General features: G+C 37.0%; 9 protein-coding genes and 6 pseudogenes. 9 read left to right on the plus strand and 6 right to left on the minus strand.

Annotated elements, in window-relative coordinates; translation table 11 throughout:
- Window positions 1-68: 68 nt before the first annotated feature.
- Complete coding sequence (locus ACN19N_RS08040; protein ID WP_420001063.1) at window positions 69-1,076, plus strand: 2-dehydropantoate 2-reductase; 1,008 nt, start codon at window positions 69-71, stop codon at window positions 1,074-1,076.
- Window positions 1,077-1,138: 62 nt separating this feature from the next.
- Here the strand turns inward: ACN19N_RS08040 and ACN19N_RS08045 are convergent.
- Window positions 1,139-1,354: pseudogene (locus ACN19N_RS08045) on the minus strand (bile acid:sodium symporter family protein); the annotation flags it as partial.
- Between ACN19N_RS08045 and ACN19N_RS08050 the strand changes: the two are divergent.
- From ACN19N_RS08050 to ACN19N_RS08070, 5 genes and pseudogenes are all read left to right on the plus strand, one after another.
- Window positions 1,350-1,727 (plus strand): annotated as a pseudogene (locus tag ACN19N_RS08050) (TolC family protein); the annotation flags it as partial. The pseudogenes ACN19N_RS08045 and ACN19N_RS08050 overlap by 5 nt on opposite strands.
- Window positions 1,708-2,073, plus strand: a pseudogene (locus tag ACN19N_RS08055) (hypothetical protein); the annotation flags it as partial. The pseudogenes ACN19N_RS08050 and ACN19N_RS08055, both read left to right, overlap by 20 nt.
- A gap of 218 nt (window positions 2,074-2,291) precedes the next feature.
- On the plus strand, window positions 2,292-4,499 hold the full coding sequence (locus ACN19N_RS08060) for an OsmC domain/YcaO domain-containing protein (protein ID WP_420001064.1): 2,208 nt from the start codon (window positions 2,292-2,294) through the stop codon (window positions 4,497-4,499).
- Window positions 4,500-4,782: 283 nt separating this feature from the next.
- Window positions 4,783-6,021 (plus strand): NADH:flavin oxidoreductase/NADH oxidase family protein, encoded by a 1,239-nt coding sequence (locus ACN19N_RS08065; protein WP_420001065.1) that lies wholly within the window; start codon window positions 4,783-4,785, stop codon window positions 6,019-6,021.
- A gap of 12 nt (window positions 6,022-6,033) precedes the next feature.
- On the plus strand, window positions 6,034-7,101 hold the full coding sequence (locus tag ACN19N_RS08070; protein WP_420001066.1) for a saccharopine dehydrogenase family protein: 1,068 nt from the start codon (window positions 6,034-6,036) through the stop codon (window positions 7,099-7,101).
- A 267-nt stretch (window positions 7,102-7,368) separates the two neighbouring features.
- On the opposite strand, the pseudogene ACN19N_RS08075 reads toward ACN19N_RS08070, so the two are convergent.
- Window positions 7,369-7,824: pseudogene (locus ACN19N_RS08075) on the minus strand (acetoacetate decarboxylase); the annotation flags it as partial.
- Window positions 7,825-7,891: 67 nt separating this feature from the next.
- Here ACN19N_RS08075 and ACN19N_RS08080 point away from each other — a divergent pair.
- Window positions 7,892-8,693 (plus strand): IS5 family transposase gene (locus ACN19N_RS08080; protein WP_269228195.1). Its coding sequence is split into 2 segments (ribosomal slippage): window positions 7,892-8,155 and window positions 8,157-8,693, totalling 801 coding nucleotides; the frame shifts between segments, so codons are not numbered across the junction.
- Between the two features lie 4 nt (window positions 8,694-8,697).
- On the opposite strand, the pseudogene ACN19N_RS08085 reads toward ACN19N_RS08080, so the two are convergent.
- The 4 genes and pseudogenes from ACN19N_RS08085 to ACN19N_RS08100 form a co-directional block, all read right to left on the minus strand.
- Window positions 8,698-9,297, minus strand: a pseudogene (locus tag ACN19N_RS08085) (acetoacetate decarboxylase); the annotation flags it as partial.
- A 184-nt stretch (window positions 9,298-9,481) separates the two neighbouring features.
- Window positions 9,482-10,012: pseudogene (locus ACN19N_RS08090) on the minus strand (type 1 glutamine amidotransferase domain-containing protein); the annotation flags it as partial.
- 103 nt (window positions 10,013-10,115) lie between these two features.
- On the minus strand, window positions 10,116-11,024 hold the full coding sequence (locus ACN19N_RS08095) for an alpha/beta hydrolase (RefSeq protein ID WP_420001067.1): 909 nt from the start codon (window positions 11,022-11,024) through the stop codon (window positions 10,116-10,118).
- Window positions 11,025-11,157: 133 nt separating this feature from the next.
- Entirely contained in the window at window positions 11,158-11,571 is a 414-nt protein-coding gene (locus tag ACN19N_RS08100) for a MerR family transcriptional regulator (protein WP_420001068.1), read from the minus strand.
- Window positions 11,572-11,662: 91 nt separating this feature from the next.
- Here ACN19N_RS08100 and ACN19N_RS08105 point away from each other — a divergent pair, with 91 nt between their 5' ends.
- Both ACN19N_RS08105 and ACN19N_RS08110 read left to right on the plus strand, forming a co-directional pair.
- A complete protein-coding gene (locus tag ACN19N_RS08105; RefSeq protein WP_420001069.1) occupies window positions 11,663-12,355 on the plus strand; it encodes a type 1 glutamine amidotransferase domain-containing protein in 693 nt (230 codons plus the stop codon).
- 185 nt (window positions 12,356-12,540) lie between these two features.
- Window positions 12,541-14,727: a TonB-dependent siderophore receptor gene (locus ACN19N_RS08110; RefSeq protein ID WP_420001070.1), complete on the plus strand. Its 2,187-nt coding sequence runs from the start codon at window positions 12,541-12,543 to the stop codon at window positions 14,725-14,727.
- Window positions 14,728-15,032 lie beyond the last annotated feature (305 nt).

Consider the following 15,032-nt stretch of genomic DNA (forward strand, 5'->3'; position numbering starts at 1 on the left):
AAATCTACTCCGCAATATTGATTATGTTAGGAAAGTAGCAATAAACAAACAGTAGTTAGAGTTGATCAATGAAAATATGTATTTATGGTGCAGGCAGTATTGGATGCTATCTTGGCGGTAGACTGGTTGCTGCAGGTTATGACATAGATTTTATTGTTCGTCCTAAAATTCAGCAAGAACTTCAAACCTATGGTTTAACTGTTTCAGATTACACAGGACTCAAGCAAACGATTGCTGCAAATAAATTAAAAATGAGCATTGATCCCATTGCTGCTGCTCATGCAGATATTATTTTGGTTTGTGTAAAATCGGCATCTACTGAACAAGTAGCCCTTGAATTAAAAGATATTTTAAAGAAAAAGACCATTATTATTAGTTTTCAAAATGGCTTAAGTAATGTGGGAATTCTAAAACGAATTTTAATAGATCACACTATTCTTGAAGGTATGGTGCCTTTTAATGTCGCAGTTTTGGGGAATGGTCAATTCCACCAAGGAACAGATGGAGCTTTGTATGTAAAAAGCCATGCTCAATTAGATGAATTTGTGCGTGCATTTAAAAAAGCAAAGTTAGAAATTCAGCTAGAGCAGGATATGCAAGCTGTGCAATGGGCAAAATTATTATTGAACTTAAATAATTCAATCAATGCGCTATCCCAACTTCCACTGAAACAAGAATTATCTATTCTAGAATATCGTCAGTGTTTGGCACTTGCTCAATTAGAAACATTGAATCTATTAAAAATAGCCAAAATTAAACCAGCAAAACTGACTCCACTTCCAGCACAATTTATTCCTAAAATTTTAAAACTCCCCAATCCTATATTTAAGATTATCAGTAAGAAAATGCTTGCCATTGATCCGCTTGCACGTTCTTCCATGGCTGATGATTTAATGGCTGGAAGAAAAACTGAAATTGATTGGATCAATGGTGAGGTTGTTTATTTAGCTAGACAATTGAATCTAACAGCACCAATTAACCAAAAATTAATTGAGTTGGTAAAACGAGCAGAATTACGATCTGAACCAAAAGCATGGTCTGGATCAAAACTTAAAGCACAGTTAACGCAATTGTGATTCGATTATGCATAAAAAAAGCGTATAGCATCTCTATACGCTTTTTTGATAAAAATCTTAGATTAGACTGTTTTTACAGCATCTTGAGGGGCAAATTTCGTAATTAATATGCCGAATATAGTCGCGAAAATATACATAAAAATTGAATACACAGCAGCAGGCATCGCGATGGTGGTACTTGCCATAATAGTGAGAGCAATCGTCATGGCTAAGGTACTGTTATGAATCCCGATCTCAAATGCACATGCACGTGGTTGATATGAATTAATACCAAGTATAACCAAAAGAGAACTTTGACCGACAATGATGCTCACCAGCAAATTAGGGGCTCAACATGAAACAACCAATATCGGTTCTGAAAGTAATAATTATATGGTCGGTGTTCAGTTAAATGTACCGCTATATGATGATGGACTCAATAGAGCAAATATTAATAAAGCTCAAGTCGATATTGAGCTTGCTAATCAGAAAATCAAAAGTCTAGAATTAGATTTGAATCAGCGTATCAGGACGACTTACGCACAACTTCAAACCATTCGTCAAAATAAAGATGCACTGCAAAATGCAATTGATGCAGCTTCAATCGCATTTGTTTATACGCGTAAAGAATTTGAACTGGGTACAAAAACAACATTACAGTGCAGTAATTCATGCACTGAGACCTATTTATAATTTTTGTAAATCTGTTACGAAAAGTATGCCTCTACCGAAGTTGGGTGACTCAGTGAAATATCATGTATTACACACGTTATTATGTCACCCACAATCGCTTGTCTTACACCATCGTCTGCTCGAAGATGCCTACAAACTATCAAGAAAAATAGGTATAGGTGTTGTAAGTTTTACCTTATCTCATAAAGATCCACGCTATCAACTGAATTCATTTTATAAAGGTGAACGTCTAACAGGAATGCATGGTTTTATCAGTTTTGCTAGAAACCCTCGTATAAATTTTGATAATAATTTGATTCCATACTTGGGAGTAGGGCGGATTTAATTGTTCATAAATAGGCTAGAAAAACAGACAAAAGTTATCAATTACATAAAATACTTCTATAATAGCGCCCATTATGACTAGAGTCAGTTTTTGTTCAGATGAATGAATGACTCTAGCTACTCTTTTTAAATCAATTTCTTATCCGCGATTCGGGTTATTGATCAATATTTGAAATTTTATGTGTCTGTGCTGACACATAAGAATATTTAGGTGCCAGCATGGAAATCAAGGTTAATTATCTCGACAATCTTCGACAAGAAGCCAAGTTCGATGATTTTACAGTTATCGCTGACCAACCCATTCGTTATAAAGGTGATGGTTCTGCACCGGGTCCATTTGACTACTTTTTAGCATCATCAGCATTATGTGCAGCTTACTTCGTTAAAGTATATTGTGCAGCTCGTGATATTTCGACTGATAATATTCGTTTGTCACAAAACAATATTGTTGATCCAGAAAACCGTTATAAACAAATTTTCAAAATTCAAGTTGAATTACCTGCTGATATTTCTGAAAAAGACCGTCAAGGCATCTTACGTTCAATTGATCGTTGTACCGTTAAAAAAGTAATTCAAACGGGTCCTGAATTTATCATTGAAGAAGTTGAAAGTATTGATGCGGATGCACAAGCACTGCTGATGCCAAGTCTGACTTCAGAAAGCAGCACTTATATCGCAGGGAAAGATTTACCACTAGAAGAAACCATTGCCAACATGTCTGGTATTTTGGCGAATCTAGGTATGAAGATCGAAATTGCATCTTGGCGTAATATTGTGCCGAATGTCTGGTCTTTACATATCCGGGATGCACAATCACCAATGTGCTTTACCAATGGTAAAGGTTCTACCAAAGAAAGTGCTTTGGCATCAGCTTTAGGTGAATTCATTGAACGCTTGAACTGTAACTTTTTCTATAATGATCAGTTCTGGGGTGAAGAAATTGCCAATGCAGAATTTGTACATTACCCAGACGAAAAGTGGTTCAAACCGGGCCCGAAAGGTAAATTACCAAAAGAAATTTTGGATGAATATTGCCTTGAAATTTACAACCCAGATAATGAACTATTGGGTACGCATTTATATGATACCAACTCAGGCAATACAGAGCGTGGTATTTGTTCATTGCCATTTGTGCGTCAGTCAGATCAGGAAGTTGTGTATTTCCCATCGAATCTGATTGAAAACTTGTACCTAAGTAATGGAATGAGTGCAGGTAATACTTTAGCTGAAGCCCAAGTTCAATGTTTATCAGAAATTTTTGAGCGTGCTGTTAAACGTGAAATTTTAGAGGGTGAAATTGCTTTACCTGATGTTCCTCAAGAAGTATTAGCAAAATACCCAAGTATTGTGGCGGGCATCCAAGGTTTAGAAGAACAAGGTTTTCCTGTTTTAGTGAAAGATGCTTCTTTGGGCGGTGATTTCCCAGTGATGTGTGTGACACTTATGAATCCACGTACGGGAGGCGTATTTGCCTCATTTGGTGCACATCCAAGCTTTGAAATTGCGTTGGAACGTAGCCTAACCGAACTCTTACAAGGGCGTAGTTTTGAAGGTTTAAATGATCTTCCTCAACCAACTTTCCAAAGTGAAGCAGTCACTGAACCAAATAATTTTGTTGAACACTTTATTGACTCAAGTGGCTTAGTTTCATGGCGTTTCTTTAGTGCAAAATCAGACTATGACTTTGTCGAGTGGGATTTCACCAATGACGGTGAAAACTCAAATGAGGAAGAAGCGGCTGAATTGTTTAGCATTTTGGAAGAAATGGGCAAAGAAGTATATATGGCTGTCTATGAGCATTTAGGTGCAACAGCATGTCGTATTTTAGTTCCAGATTATTCTGAAATTTATCTGGTCGAAGACCTAATTTGGGATAATACCAATAAAGCTTTGGCATTCCGTGAAGACATTTTAAATCTTCATCGCTTAGATCAAATTCAACTTGAAGCTTTAGCCGAGCGCTTAGTAGAATGTGAATTAGATGATTATACTGAAATCGCGACCTTGATTGGCATTGAGTTTGATGACAATACCGTGTGGGGACAGTTGACCATCCTAGAGCTTAAACTATTGATCTATATTGCATTAGAACAATTTGAAGAAGCCAAGGAGCTAGTTGAAACCTTCTTACAATACAACACCAATACCGTTGAACGTGGATTATTCTATCAATGCATGAACGTAGTACTTGAAGTATTGCTCGATGATGAGATGGAATTAGAAGATTATGAAACGAATTTCCGTCGTATGTTTGGTAACGAACGTATGGATGCAGTCATCGGATCTGTAGAAGGAAATGTTCGTTTTTATGGTCTCACACCAACAAGTATGAAACTTGAAGGGCTTGATCGCCATTTACGTTTGATTGATAGCTATAAGAAATTGCATCAAGCGCGTGCAAAGGCTGTCGGAGTAGTAGCGGTGTAAATACAAGCTAAACGTTGAACCTTTAAAAAGTGCATGTTGATCATGCACTTTTTTATTGTAAAAGTATTAAGAATTTGTAATTCAATAAGAAATATTTTAAGAGAAAATAAAAGTTATCTTCAGATATATGTTAGTTGTTTTAAAAAAGCATCGCTTCATAAGTTAGATCGTCTTTTAAATTTTCCTAATCCATAAAAATATGTGAATAAAGTGCCTAAAATGGGTTGACATTAAAGTTTACTTTAATCTTAAAGTAAAACCATACAAAATGAGGGCACAAGAAATGAATGTGTTTGAAAGACTGGTTTTCCCAAATGGTTCTCGTATTCCAAACCGCATTGCAAAAGCGGCAATGGAAGAAAATATGGCTGATCTAAACCATGCGCCATCAGAAGCATTAATGCGTTTATATCAAGCATGGGCAGATGGCGGTGTTGGTTTAATCATTACTGGAAATGTAATGGTAGATCGTCGTGCCATGACTGGACCAGGTGGTGTGGTACTAGAAGATGAAAAATATTTAGACACCTTTAAACGTTGGGCACAAATTGGGCGCTCTAAAGGTGCTCAAGTTTGGCTGCAAATCAATCATCCTGGTCGACAAATGCAATCGAATTTGGGACAACAAACTTGGGCACCATCAGCTGTTGCATTAGATCTAGGCAAAATGTCTAATCGCTTCAATCTTCCGATTGAAATGACGCAAGAGATGATTGAGGAGGTGATTCAACGTTTTGCTAATACCGCTCGTTTAGGTGAAAAAGCGGGATTTAATGGCGTGGAAATCCACGCTGCACATGGTTATTTACTTAGTCAGTTTTTATCACCACTAAGCAACAAACGCCAAGATCAATGGGGTGGTTCATTAGAAAATCGTGCGCGGATTTTGATTGAAATTGTAAAAGCGGTACGTGCCGTCGTGTCAGCAAAATTTACGGTAGCGGTTAAATTAAATTCTGCCGATTTTCAGCGTGGTGGCTTCAGTGCAGAAGATGCTCAACAAGTAGTGAAAATGTTAAATGAATTACCCGTAGATTTGGTAGAACTTTCAGGCGGAAGTTACGAAGCACCTGCAATGCAAGGTCAAGCTAGAGATGGGCGAACCTTAGCTCGTGAAGCCTATTTTTTAGAGTTTGCCCAAGAGATTCGTAAAGTCGCGAAAATGCCAGTGATGGTAACAGGTGGAATTCGTCGTAAACAGATTGCGGAACAAGTGATTGAAAGTGGTGTCGATATGGTTGGAATAGCTACCGCTTTGGCAATCCATCCTAATTTACCAAACCAATGGAAACAAGGTCAAAATATTGCACCAGAGCTAAGACCTATTACTTGGGAAAATAAAACATTGGCTTCTCTAGCCAATATGGCGACAGTAAAATTCCAGTTGCGTAAACTGAGTTTAGGTAAAAAAACCAATTCCAAAGTTTCACCTCTATGGGCATTGATTTTACAGCAAGCTGCGATGGCACGTCGTACTCGCCAATATAAAAACAATATGTGTAATTATGTTGCGTATCAATAACAGAGATTTCATATGATAAATACGAATAATTTAAATTGGATGATATACGGCGCGAATGGTTATACGGGTGAGCTAATTGCCCGAGAGGCTGTGCGACAAGGGCTAAAACCTATCTTGGCAGGACGTAATCAAACGAAAGTGGCTGAATTAGCTCAGGAACTTGGTCTTGAATTCCGTGCCTTTGGGCTAGATGAGGTTACTCAGATCAGCAAACAGTTAGAAGGTTTGCATCTAGTTATGCATTGTGCAGGGCCTTTCTCATCAACGTCAAAGCCGATGATGCAAGCATGTATTAATGCTGGTGCGCACTATTTAGATATTACAGGTGAGATTTCTGTTTTTGAACTGGCACAGTCTTTAGATGCTCAAGCACAGCAAGCAAATATTGTGCTCTGTCCAGGTGTTGGGTTTGACGTTATTCCAACAGATTGTGTCGCAGCTGTACTGAAAGAGGCCTTACCAGATGCAACTCATTTGGCATTGGGTTTTGATTCTAAAACAGGGCTTTCGCCCGGAACTGCAAAAACCAGTACCGAGGGTATGGCTGATGGTGGAAAAATCCGTAAAAATGGAAAAATTATTACAGTACCTTTAGCACACCATGTTCGCCAGATTGATTTTGGTGATGGTCAAAAGAGTGCAATGAGTGTACCTTGGGGCGATGTGGCTACGGCATTTTATACGACAGGAATTGCTAATATCGAGGTGTTTGTACCTGCATCCCCAAAAGTAATTTTTGGTGCAAAAATGTTGAATAGCTTGCGCCCGTTATTAAAACTTCAAGTCATGCAAAAAATGATGAAATCTATAATTGGAAAATCAGTTGTTGGGCCTAATGCGGAGCTACGTGCCAAGCTCCCAACCTATGTATGGGGTGAGGCTAGAAATGCTCAAGGACAGGTCAAAACAGCACGAATTCAAACTGAAAATGCTTATAGCTTAACTGTGAATGGTGCGCTGACGGTAGTTCGTTATTTACTTGAACAAAAAGTGAAAGGTGGAACATATACGCCAGCCAAATTAATGGGTTATCAACTCGTAACCAAAATTAAAGGTTCAGGTGCATTAATTATTACTTAAATGAAGTTATTTAATTTTCTCGCCAGAAGCATATACTAAATATGTTTCTGGCTTTTCTAAGATTTTTTAAGATTAATTTAAAATAAAAAATCATAGGAATTTTTATATATAAATTTTATTTTTAGATAATTTTTTGTATTTAGTAATTGGATTTAATTCAGTATAAACATAATGAAAATAATAAAGGAATAATTCTTAAATTTTCAGATAAATATTTATGATTAATATAAAAGACATTCTCATCGGAGAATGCCTTTCGTGAAGGATTTATTTTTTAGTCTTATCTTTTATTTTATCTAAGGATGGCATCGGAATAGGCATATTCAATGCCAATTGGGCATCTTTGACGACATCTAAATGCAGTACTTTGTTTGCACCTAGCTCATCTAGTAATTTGCTCAGAGGACCACCACTACGAACTAGTTCGACATTTTTAGGAAATAACTTTTGACCAAAAGCCAATGTATTTGATTGCACAGAAGTTTGATGCCATTGACCATCGACTTGATTAAACATCGTCTTGGTTTCAATGCGAGATTGAGGTTTGACGTTGTTAATGGTTGGTATTGGTGCAGTTAAACTGAGATCAGGTTTTCCGTCTGTATTATAGATATGAGCCTGAACCTGTTGATGATCAATTTTCATGTCTATTGGCATCAACCATTTCGGCAACTGATACCCATACACACCACGCACACGTGCAATCTCTGTGTCCACGGGTAAGAACCTATCCAATATTAATTTCATTCTTTTTTGGCAATTGGAAAAATAATTTGTTAAATTCTCCCCCATGAGAAAACCATATCCCAGCGACATTAGTCGAGAAGCCTTTAAAGAAATTGAACCGTTACTATTGAGCGGAAGAAAACAAACACGTCCAAGAGTCGTTGATGTCTATGAAGTGTTTTGCGCCTTGCTCTATATTCTAAAAAGTGGATGTCAATGGAGTATGCTTCCTCGAGACTTTCCACCTAAAAGCACTGTGCATTATTACTTCTCGATTTGGAATAGAAAACCATCAGAAACTGAACCTAGCATACTTGAGCAGGCTTTAAAAAAATGTGGTTGGCGAGGCCCGTATCAACAATGGACGGAAAGAACAAACGAGCTTTATCATCATTGATTCACAAAGTGTAAAAAACACAGATACCGCACGTAATAAAGGCTATGACGCTGGTAAAAGAGTTTCAGGGATTAAAAGACATATCATTGTTGATACTCAAGGTCTGCCTCATGGAATATTTATTACGACAGCAGATAAAACAGATCGTCAAGGTGCATTAGATGCCATAACTTTACATAGAGACACCTTACAAAATGTAGAGGTTGTACTTGTTGATGGTGGTTATACAGGCGAACCCTTTTCTTTGGCTGTTAATGATTTAATCAGAGCGCGAGTTGAAGTTGCTAAACGAAGTGAATTACATAAATTTGCAGTCATACCACAACGCTGGGTTGTGGAAAGATCATTTGCTTGGTTAGAAAAATGTAGAAGGCTTTGGAAAAACTGTGAAAAGCACCTAAATACGAGCCTGCAGTTCATTAATTTAGCCTTTTTAAGGCTACTTTTGCATAGAAAATATTCTGGATAGGTTCTAAGGCAAGTACATAACCATAATAATTATGCTTTCTCATTGAGCTTAATAATTCAGTTGAATGAAAGTAATGAGCGTTTGGTTGGCGAACAACGATCGCAACAGAAACCTCGTCATAAGGATCAACATCGCCAACCGCATATGAGAAGAAAGTCAGCGAAACTAAACCATAACCAGGGAATGGTTGTAAAGGCTCAAGTGGGGATGGTAGTTTTGCTTTTAATTTATTTATAGGTGCCAACATGAGGAGTTGTACATTACTGGTACGGTAATAAAAATTTGGGGACCAAACTTTTCCCACTCGTGTTTCAACTAGTTTTTTAGGAATAGTTCGAAAGTAATCAATATTTCCCGCAGCTGGGTCTTTTGCAACCTCATCTAAATTAGGATTCATCCGAAAACGATCATAATAACCACCTTTGGGTACATTGACTTTATATGGGCCAAATTCTACGACTGTAGTGGGTTGCGTATTATTGCTCATTGTTTGTTCGACCGTGCCAGTGGTTAAATTATTTTCTGCTGCTTGGGTAGAAATACCTAGAAATAGGCTGATTGATATTGCAGTAATATAACGATTTAAATGATTAAAGTTAAACATGATCATATGACTCCTATAGATCTCACTGAAATGCTAAGATTAAAGTAAGGTTTAAGGTCAAGCTTATTTTTAATAAAAATGAGAAAAATTAAAATTAAAAACTTTAAAAATAAAATATTTGACACAACTAATCACAAAAACCAGATTTCGAGAATCTGGTTTTTTTAAATATCAATATTAAAATTTAATTTAAACTTTTTAATTGTTTCACGACTGCTTCAGCAATAGCTTTACTCGATTGAGGATTTTGTCCAGTAATGATTCGATCATCTGAAATGACATAAGAATTAAAAGGGAGGAAAGCACGTTTATATTTTGCACCATGATCAATTAATCCATTTTGCAAGGAAAAAGGGACTTGGGATTTGATTCCTGAAAGTGTTTCTTCAATATTGGCGAAACCTGTTACGGTTTTCCCAGCAATCAGAGGTCTGCCTTTTTCATCTTGTAATGGCAATAATCCACCAACCCCATGACAAACAGCAGAAACAATGCCACCTTGTTGATAAATCTTTTCACTAATATTTTTCAGCTCTTTATTATTTGGAAAGTCCCACATCGTGCCATGACCACCCGTATAATAAATCGCCTTATAATTTTTCGGTTCAATTGTATTTGGTGCCAATGTTGTTTTCAGACGTTGCATAAATCGGGGATCGGCTAAGTGAGCTTTTGCCGCACGATCTAAATAAATAGATTTCAAACTACGTTCATCATCGCGTAATGCCTGTGCTGTTGCTTGACCTAAGCCACCTGTTGAACCAGTAATGACGACAACTTTATCTTTTAATTGATATTTATTCATGATTTTTACTCGATTAGATAGCAACTGTTCGTTTTAGAAAATTAATTTGATCATTCACTACATGCTCAAATGCGTCACCGATATAAATTTCGAAATGACCATAGTGATAGCGTTTAATTTCTTTTTGAGGGGTTTGATTGGCATAACGCAAAGTTGCTTTTGAAGGTGCAACACTGTCGGTTTCACAAACACAATATAATACAGGGGCTTTTATTTTCTTAGCTTGACGTCCGGGATAATAACGAATGATGTCAAAGGCAAAGCGGGCTGCGACATAATTTTTATAATCAGGATCATATTTAGTTAATTCGAGTGAACCTGAATGTGCATCTGCTGCATTCATTAGTGCTGTATTACCAGGTGTTGCGGACAAAGGCACCATTACAGGTTCATTTCCCAGTACAGCACCTATGCGATCACGTAATGCCAAAGCCGTGAGTTTTAACGAAGTCACTGGATTCATGACTAGACTTGACGAAAGTCCATCTGTGAATGGACATTGAGAAATGACCGCACGGATATTTGAATCTTGGGCAGCCGTAGCTAGAACATGTCCTCCAGAAAAAGAGGATCCCCAAAGAATAATTTTTGAATGATCTATTCCTGATAATTGACGTGCATAAGCTATCGCAGCTTTCCAGTCCTCAAGTTGGCGGTTAATGTCTAAAAGTTGTCTTGGTTGACCTTCACTGTCCCCAAAATGCCGATAATCAAAAACAAGGCAGGCATATCCTGCTGCTACAAAACGTTCGGCAAAAGCAGTTAGACGCATTTTTCGAGTGCCACCAAGCCCATGAGCCATGATGATAATTGGGGATGTGGATTTCTGCTCTGGACGATATAAATATGCACTGCATTTCAAATCACCAGAATTGAAGTAAATATCGCTTGGCTGTGATCTTTCACTATTTTTGCTGCTCATCGCTATTTCCTAATGATGGGGCGTAGCGCTATTTTTGAGCAAAGTTAAGGTATGATCTTGATAGAAACCGCCATATCACTTGATATTTTACGCCAATTTATTTAACTGCTTTATAACCAAACTTAATAACGTATTAATTCTTATCATTTTCATAATATAGATTGAGTAATCGCTTGGCATTTTCTGCACAAGTAATTTCATCTGGTTTATTGTTGATTGCAAAAATCATCATTTTTAGGTTTTGCTTACTTGTCGCTAGTTTTTGTTCTAATTCCTCAATGTCTTTAATTTTACTTTCTAGAATGTTTATAAGTGTATCATGGTCCCAATTTGCAGCATTTGATGGTAAGAATGCTTTAATTTCTGTAAGTGAAAAACCAACTTGTTGAGCTTGCTGAATTAAAAAAAGCTGTTTAAGGTCGTCTTCGCTATATTCTCTATAGCCATTCGATTTACGTTTTGCCTTAGGTAACAGTTTGATTTGTTCATAATAACGAATCGTCGGTGTAGTTAAACCGCTCTGCTTTGATAATTCGCTAATATTCATTTTACTGATTTCCTCTTGACATTAAAGTTAACTTTAGACTTATAGTGATGCAAAAGCAAGATCAAAAATAACGCTAAAGCAGAGGTAAAGCATGTCTAAACGTATATTACATATTGTCACCAATGTATCTGAATATGAAGGAATTGATCAGCCTACAGGTTTGTGGTTAGGTGAGCTTACTCATGCATATGATGAATTCGAGAAGCAAAACTATATGCAAGATATCGTTAGTCCATTGGGAGGAAAGTCTCCTCTTGAACCAAAATCATTAGGGCGTTTCGTTGCTGATCAATCGGTATTGAAGCGCAAGAATGATGCAACATTTATGCAACTACTCGAAAATACCAAAAAGCCATCTGAAATCAATTGGAAAGATTATGATGTGATTTATTACACGGGTGGGCACGGCGTGATGTGGGATTTTCTGAATAATGTCGAACTCCAAGAAATTACTAGAAAAATTTATGAAAAAGGTGGCATAGTTTCCAGTGTTTGTCATGGTTATTGTGGGCTATTGAATGTCCGCCTTTCAGATGGACAATATCTGATAAAAGATAAGAAGTTGACTGGCTTTGCATGGACTGAAGAGATTTTAGCAGGTGTGGCAAAAAAAGTTCCTTATAATGCTGAACAGTTAGCGAAACAACATGGGGCAGTTTATTCTAAAAAATTCATTCCTTTTGCACCCTATGTGGTTCGAGATGGCAATTTGATTACAGGTCAAAATCCATTTTCTGCTCGCCCAACGGCTCAAGCAATTATTGAGCGTTTATCAAATCATTAATTTTTCAAAGAGAACGATTTAAAAACATTTTGATCAAATGCTCTGTCTCTACCTACGCTATACAGAGCATTTAAAAATATTAGATAGATGGTGGAAAACATACTTGTTCAATTATGGAAAATTGTGAATACTCATGCCCGAAAAATTCAGGCTATAAGATTATTTCTTGGGGTTAGGCAATTACTGTGAAAACATATCCATTTACATTTTCTCGTTTACACAAAGCGTTACTGGCGGTTGGTTCATTTTCATGCCTCGGGCTAAGCTCAGTATTGGTACATGCTGAAGATGGAAATAAGGTATCCCGATTAGAAACAATCACAGTAAACGCCCAAGCAGCAGAAAGCGTATATTTTCAACCAAAGGTGAATTTATCTGGTTTTACGCAACAAAATATCGCTGAGATTCCTGCATCTATTCATACTGTAACGGCTGAGCGAATTGCTGATCAACATGCGAAAACATTAACGGATGTTGTGAAAAATGATGCTGCGGTAGGTGATGGTTACGCCCCAATTGGCTATTACTCAAACTTTATGATGCGTGGTTTCGCGCTGAACCTTGGTTCAAGCTACTTGCTCAATGGTAACTTACTCCGTGGTGAACAAAATGTCGGGCTGGAAAACAAAGAACAAGTCGAGATTTTAAAGGGTATGAGTGCCATTCAAAGTGGCATGTCGACACCTGCGGGTGTGGTTAATTATGTAAGCAAACGTCCTAAAGACATCCGTTCAATGACCGTTGATGCAGATAGTCATGGCGGTAATCGTATCGCAGCGGACTTGGGTGGATTTTTAGGAACTGAGCAACAATTTGGTTATCGAATGAATTTGGCGCATGAGGAAATCCATCCGCATGTAGAACATGCCAATGGTAAACGCTTATTTGGCTCTTTGGCTTTAGATTGGAACATTTCCGATCGTTCAAAACTAGAATTTGATATTGAATCACAGCGTCAACGTCAGCGTTCAGTACCAGGTTATCAATTACTTGATGGTAAAACAGTACCCACTGACGTGGAGTGGGATCGTTTACTTGGCTATCAAAGTTGGAGCCAACCTGTCATCAATCAAAGTCTAAATACGGGCTTAAAATATACGCATCGTCTCAATGATGATTGGACAGCAAACTTATCCGCTTCACAAAGCCGTGTAGTCGTTGATGATTATTCTGCCTTTCCATGGGGCTGTTATAGTGATATTTGTCAAACCAAAGGAAGCTCTTTTGACGAAAATGGCAATTATGATATTTATGACTTCCGCAGTCCTGATGATAGTTATCTGACCAATCAATTTAAAGCAGGATTAAATGGTCAATTCAGTACTGGCACATGGCAACATAAACTGAGTTTAGAATTATCACAGACCTATAAACGACATACACAATATAATTCTATCTTTCAGCTAGCATCGGAAAGTCCTCAATCTACAGGAAATATTTATAATGATCCTGTGACTTATATACCGAGTGAAAAAACTTTAGGAAAACATTACAAATCATTAGCGAGTCAGCAAACTGCATTCAATTTACTTGATCAAGTTAAATTTAATAATACTTGGTCAGCTCTAGTTGGCGGAAAATTACTTCATTTAAATGAAGATGCTTATAATGCTGAGGGAAGCAATATCCGCAAGACCAATTTTAATCGTTTCTTACCGCAATTTGCTGTGATGTATCAACTTTGGGAAATGGCTCATGTCTATGTATCTTATGCCAAAGGTTTAAGTGATGGAGGGCAAGCACCATCATATGCTAATAATCCACTTACTATATTAGCACCTAAACATTCAACTCAATATGAGTGGGGCTTTAAGCAGCAGTGGCAAGATTTACTTTTTACTGCGGCATTATTTGATTTAAAACAAGATAACCAATATACCAATACTTCAAATGATTTCGTAAAAGATGGTGAACAACATAACCTTGGTTTGGAACTTGGTCTGCAAGGACGTCTTGTTCAAAATTTAGATGTGACATCGACTATGGCGCTCACACGTTCACGCTTAAAAGACATACAATCATCTGAATATCAGGGTCATCAAACTCAAAATGTACCGACTGTACGTTTGGCGAGTAATATTTCATATCAAGTCCCTCAAGTAGAAGGATTACGTTTACTTGCTGGTATACAATACAGTAGCAGTAAATATGCGAATAAATCAGCTACAGTAAAAGTGCCGAGCTATACCTTATTTAACGTGGGTTCAGCCTATAACTTCCGTGCTTATGGCTATGAAAACACGTTAAGATTCAATGTAGATAATCTATTTAATAAAAAATATTGGCGAGATGTAGGTAGCTTCTTCGGTGATGATTATTTATTTCTTGGTACACCACGTACAGCACAATTGTCTTGGAGTGTGAATTTTTAATTGCATCAGTTGAATGTGGTAAATAAATTCAGGCATCAAGTACAGCACTAATAATCATATGATGGTAGGGGCTGTGCTTGATACTTCATGTCACATAAAATTAAGTGATATGATTTTAAAATAAAAATAATTAATTAAATTCGAATACTTAGAATATAGTTGTGCTTTGAAATTACAATTTTCTAGCGTTGTCTTTTAGCTCTTTATTCCATTTTTTATCCCTTTTTAAAGATACAATCAGATCTAATCTAAACTTTTATTTTCAAGAAATTTATGTTGGTTTTACTGACTTAATTTATAAAATC

The organism is Acinetobacter sp. LF10 (assembly GCF_048585715.1).
In the GTDB taxonomy this organism is placed as follows: Bacteria; Pseudomonadota; Gammaproteobacteria; order Pseudomonadales; family Moraxellaceae; genus Acinetobacter.

Excerpts from the sequence above, each read along its gene's own strand:
- ACN19N_RS08040 (WP_420001063.1), top strand. The coding sequence starts at position 69 with ATGAAAATATGTATTTATGGTGCAGGCAGTATTGGATGCTATCTTGGC.
- ACN19N_RS08060 (WP_420001064.1), top strand. The coding sequence starts at position 2,292 with ATGGAAATCAAGGTTAATTATCTCGACAATCTTCGACAAGAAGCCAAG.
- ACN19N_RS08065 (WP_420001065.1), top strand. The coding sequence starts at position 4,783 with ATGAATGTGTTTGAAAGACTGGTTTTCCCAAATGGTTCTCGTATTCCA.
- ACN19N_RS08070 (WP_420001066.1), top strand. The coding sequence starts at position 6,034 with ATGATAAATACGAATAATTTAAATTGGATGATATACGGCGCGAATGGT.
- ACN19N_RS08095 (WP_420001067.1), bottom strand. The coding sequence starts at position 11,024 with ATGAGCAGCAAAAATAGTGAAAGATCACAGCCAAGCGATATTTACTTC.
- ACN19N_RS08100 (WP_420001068.1), bottom strand. The coding sequence starts at position 11,571 with ATGAATATTAGCGAATTATCAAAGCAGAGCGGTTTAACTACACCGACG.
- ACN19N_RS08105 (WP_420001069.1), top strand. The coding sequence starts at position 11,663 with ATGTCTAAACGTATATTACATATTGTCACCAATGTATCTGAATATGAA.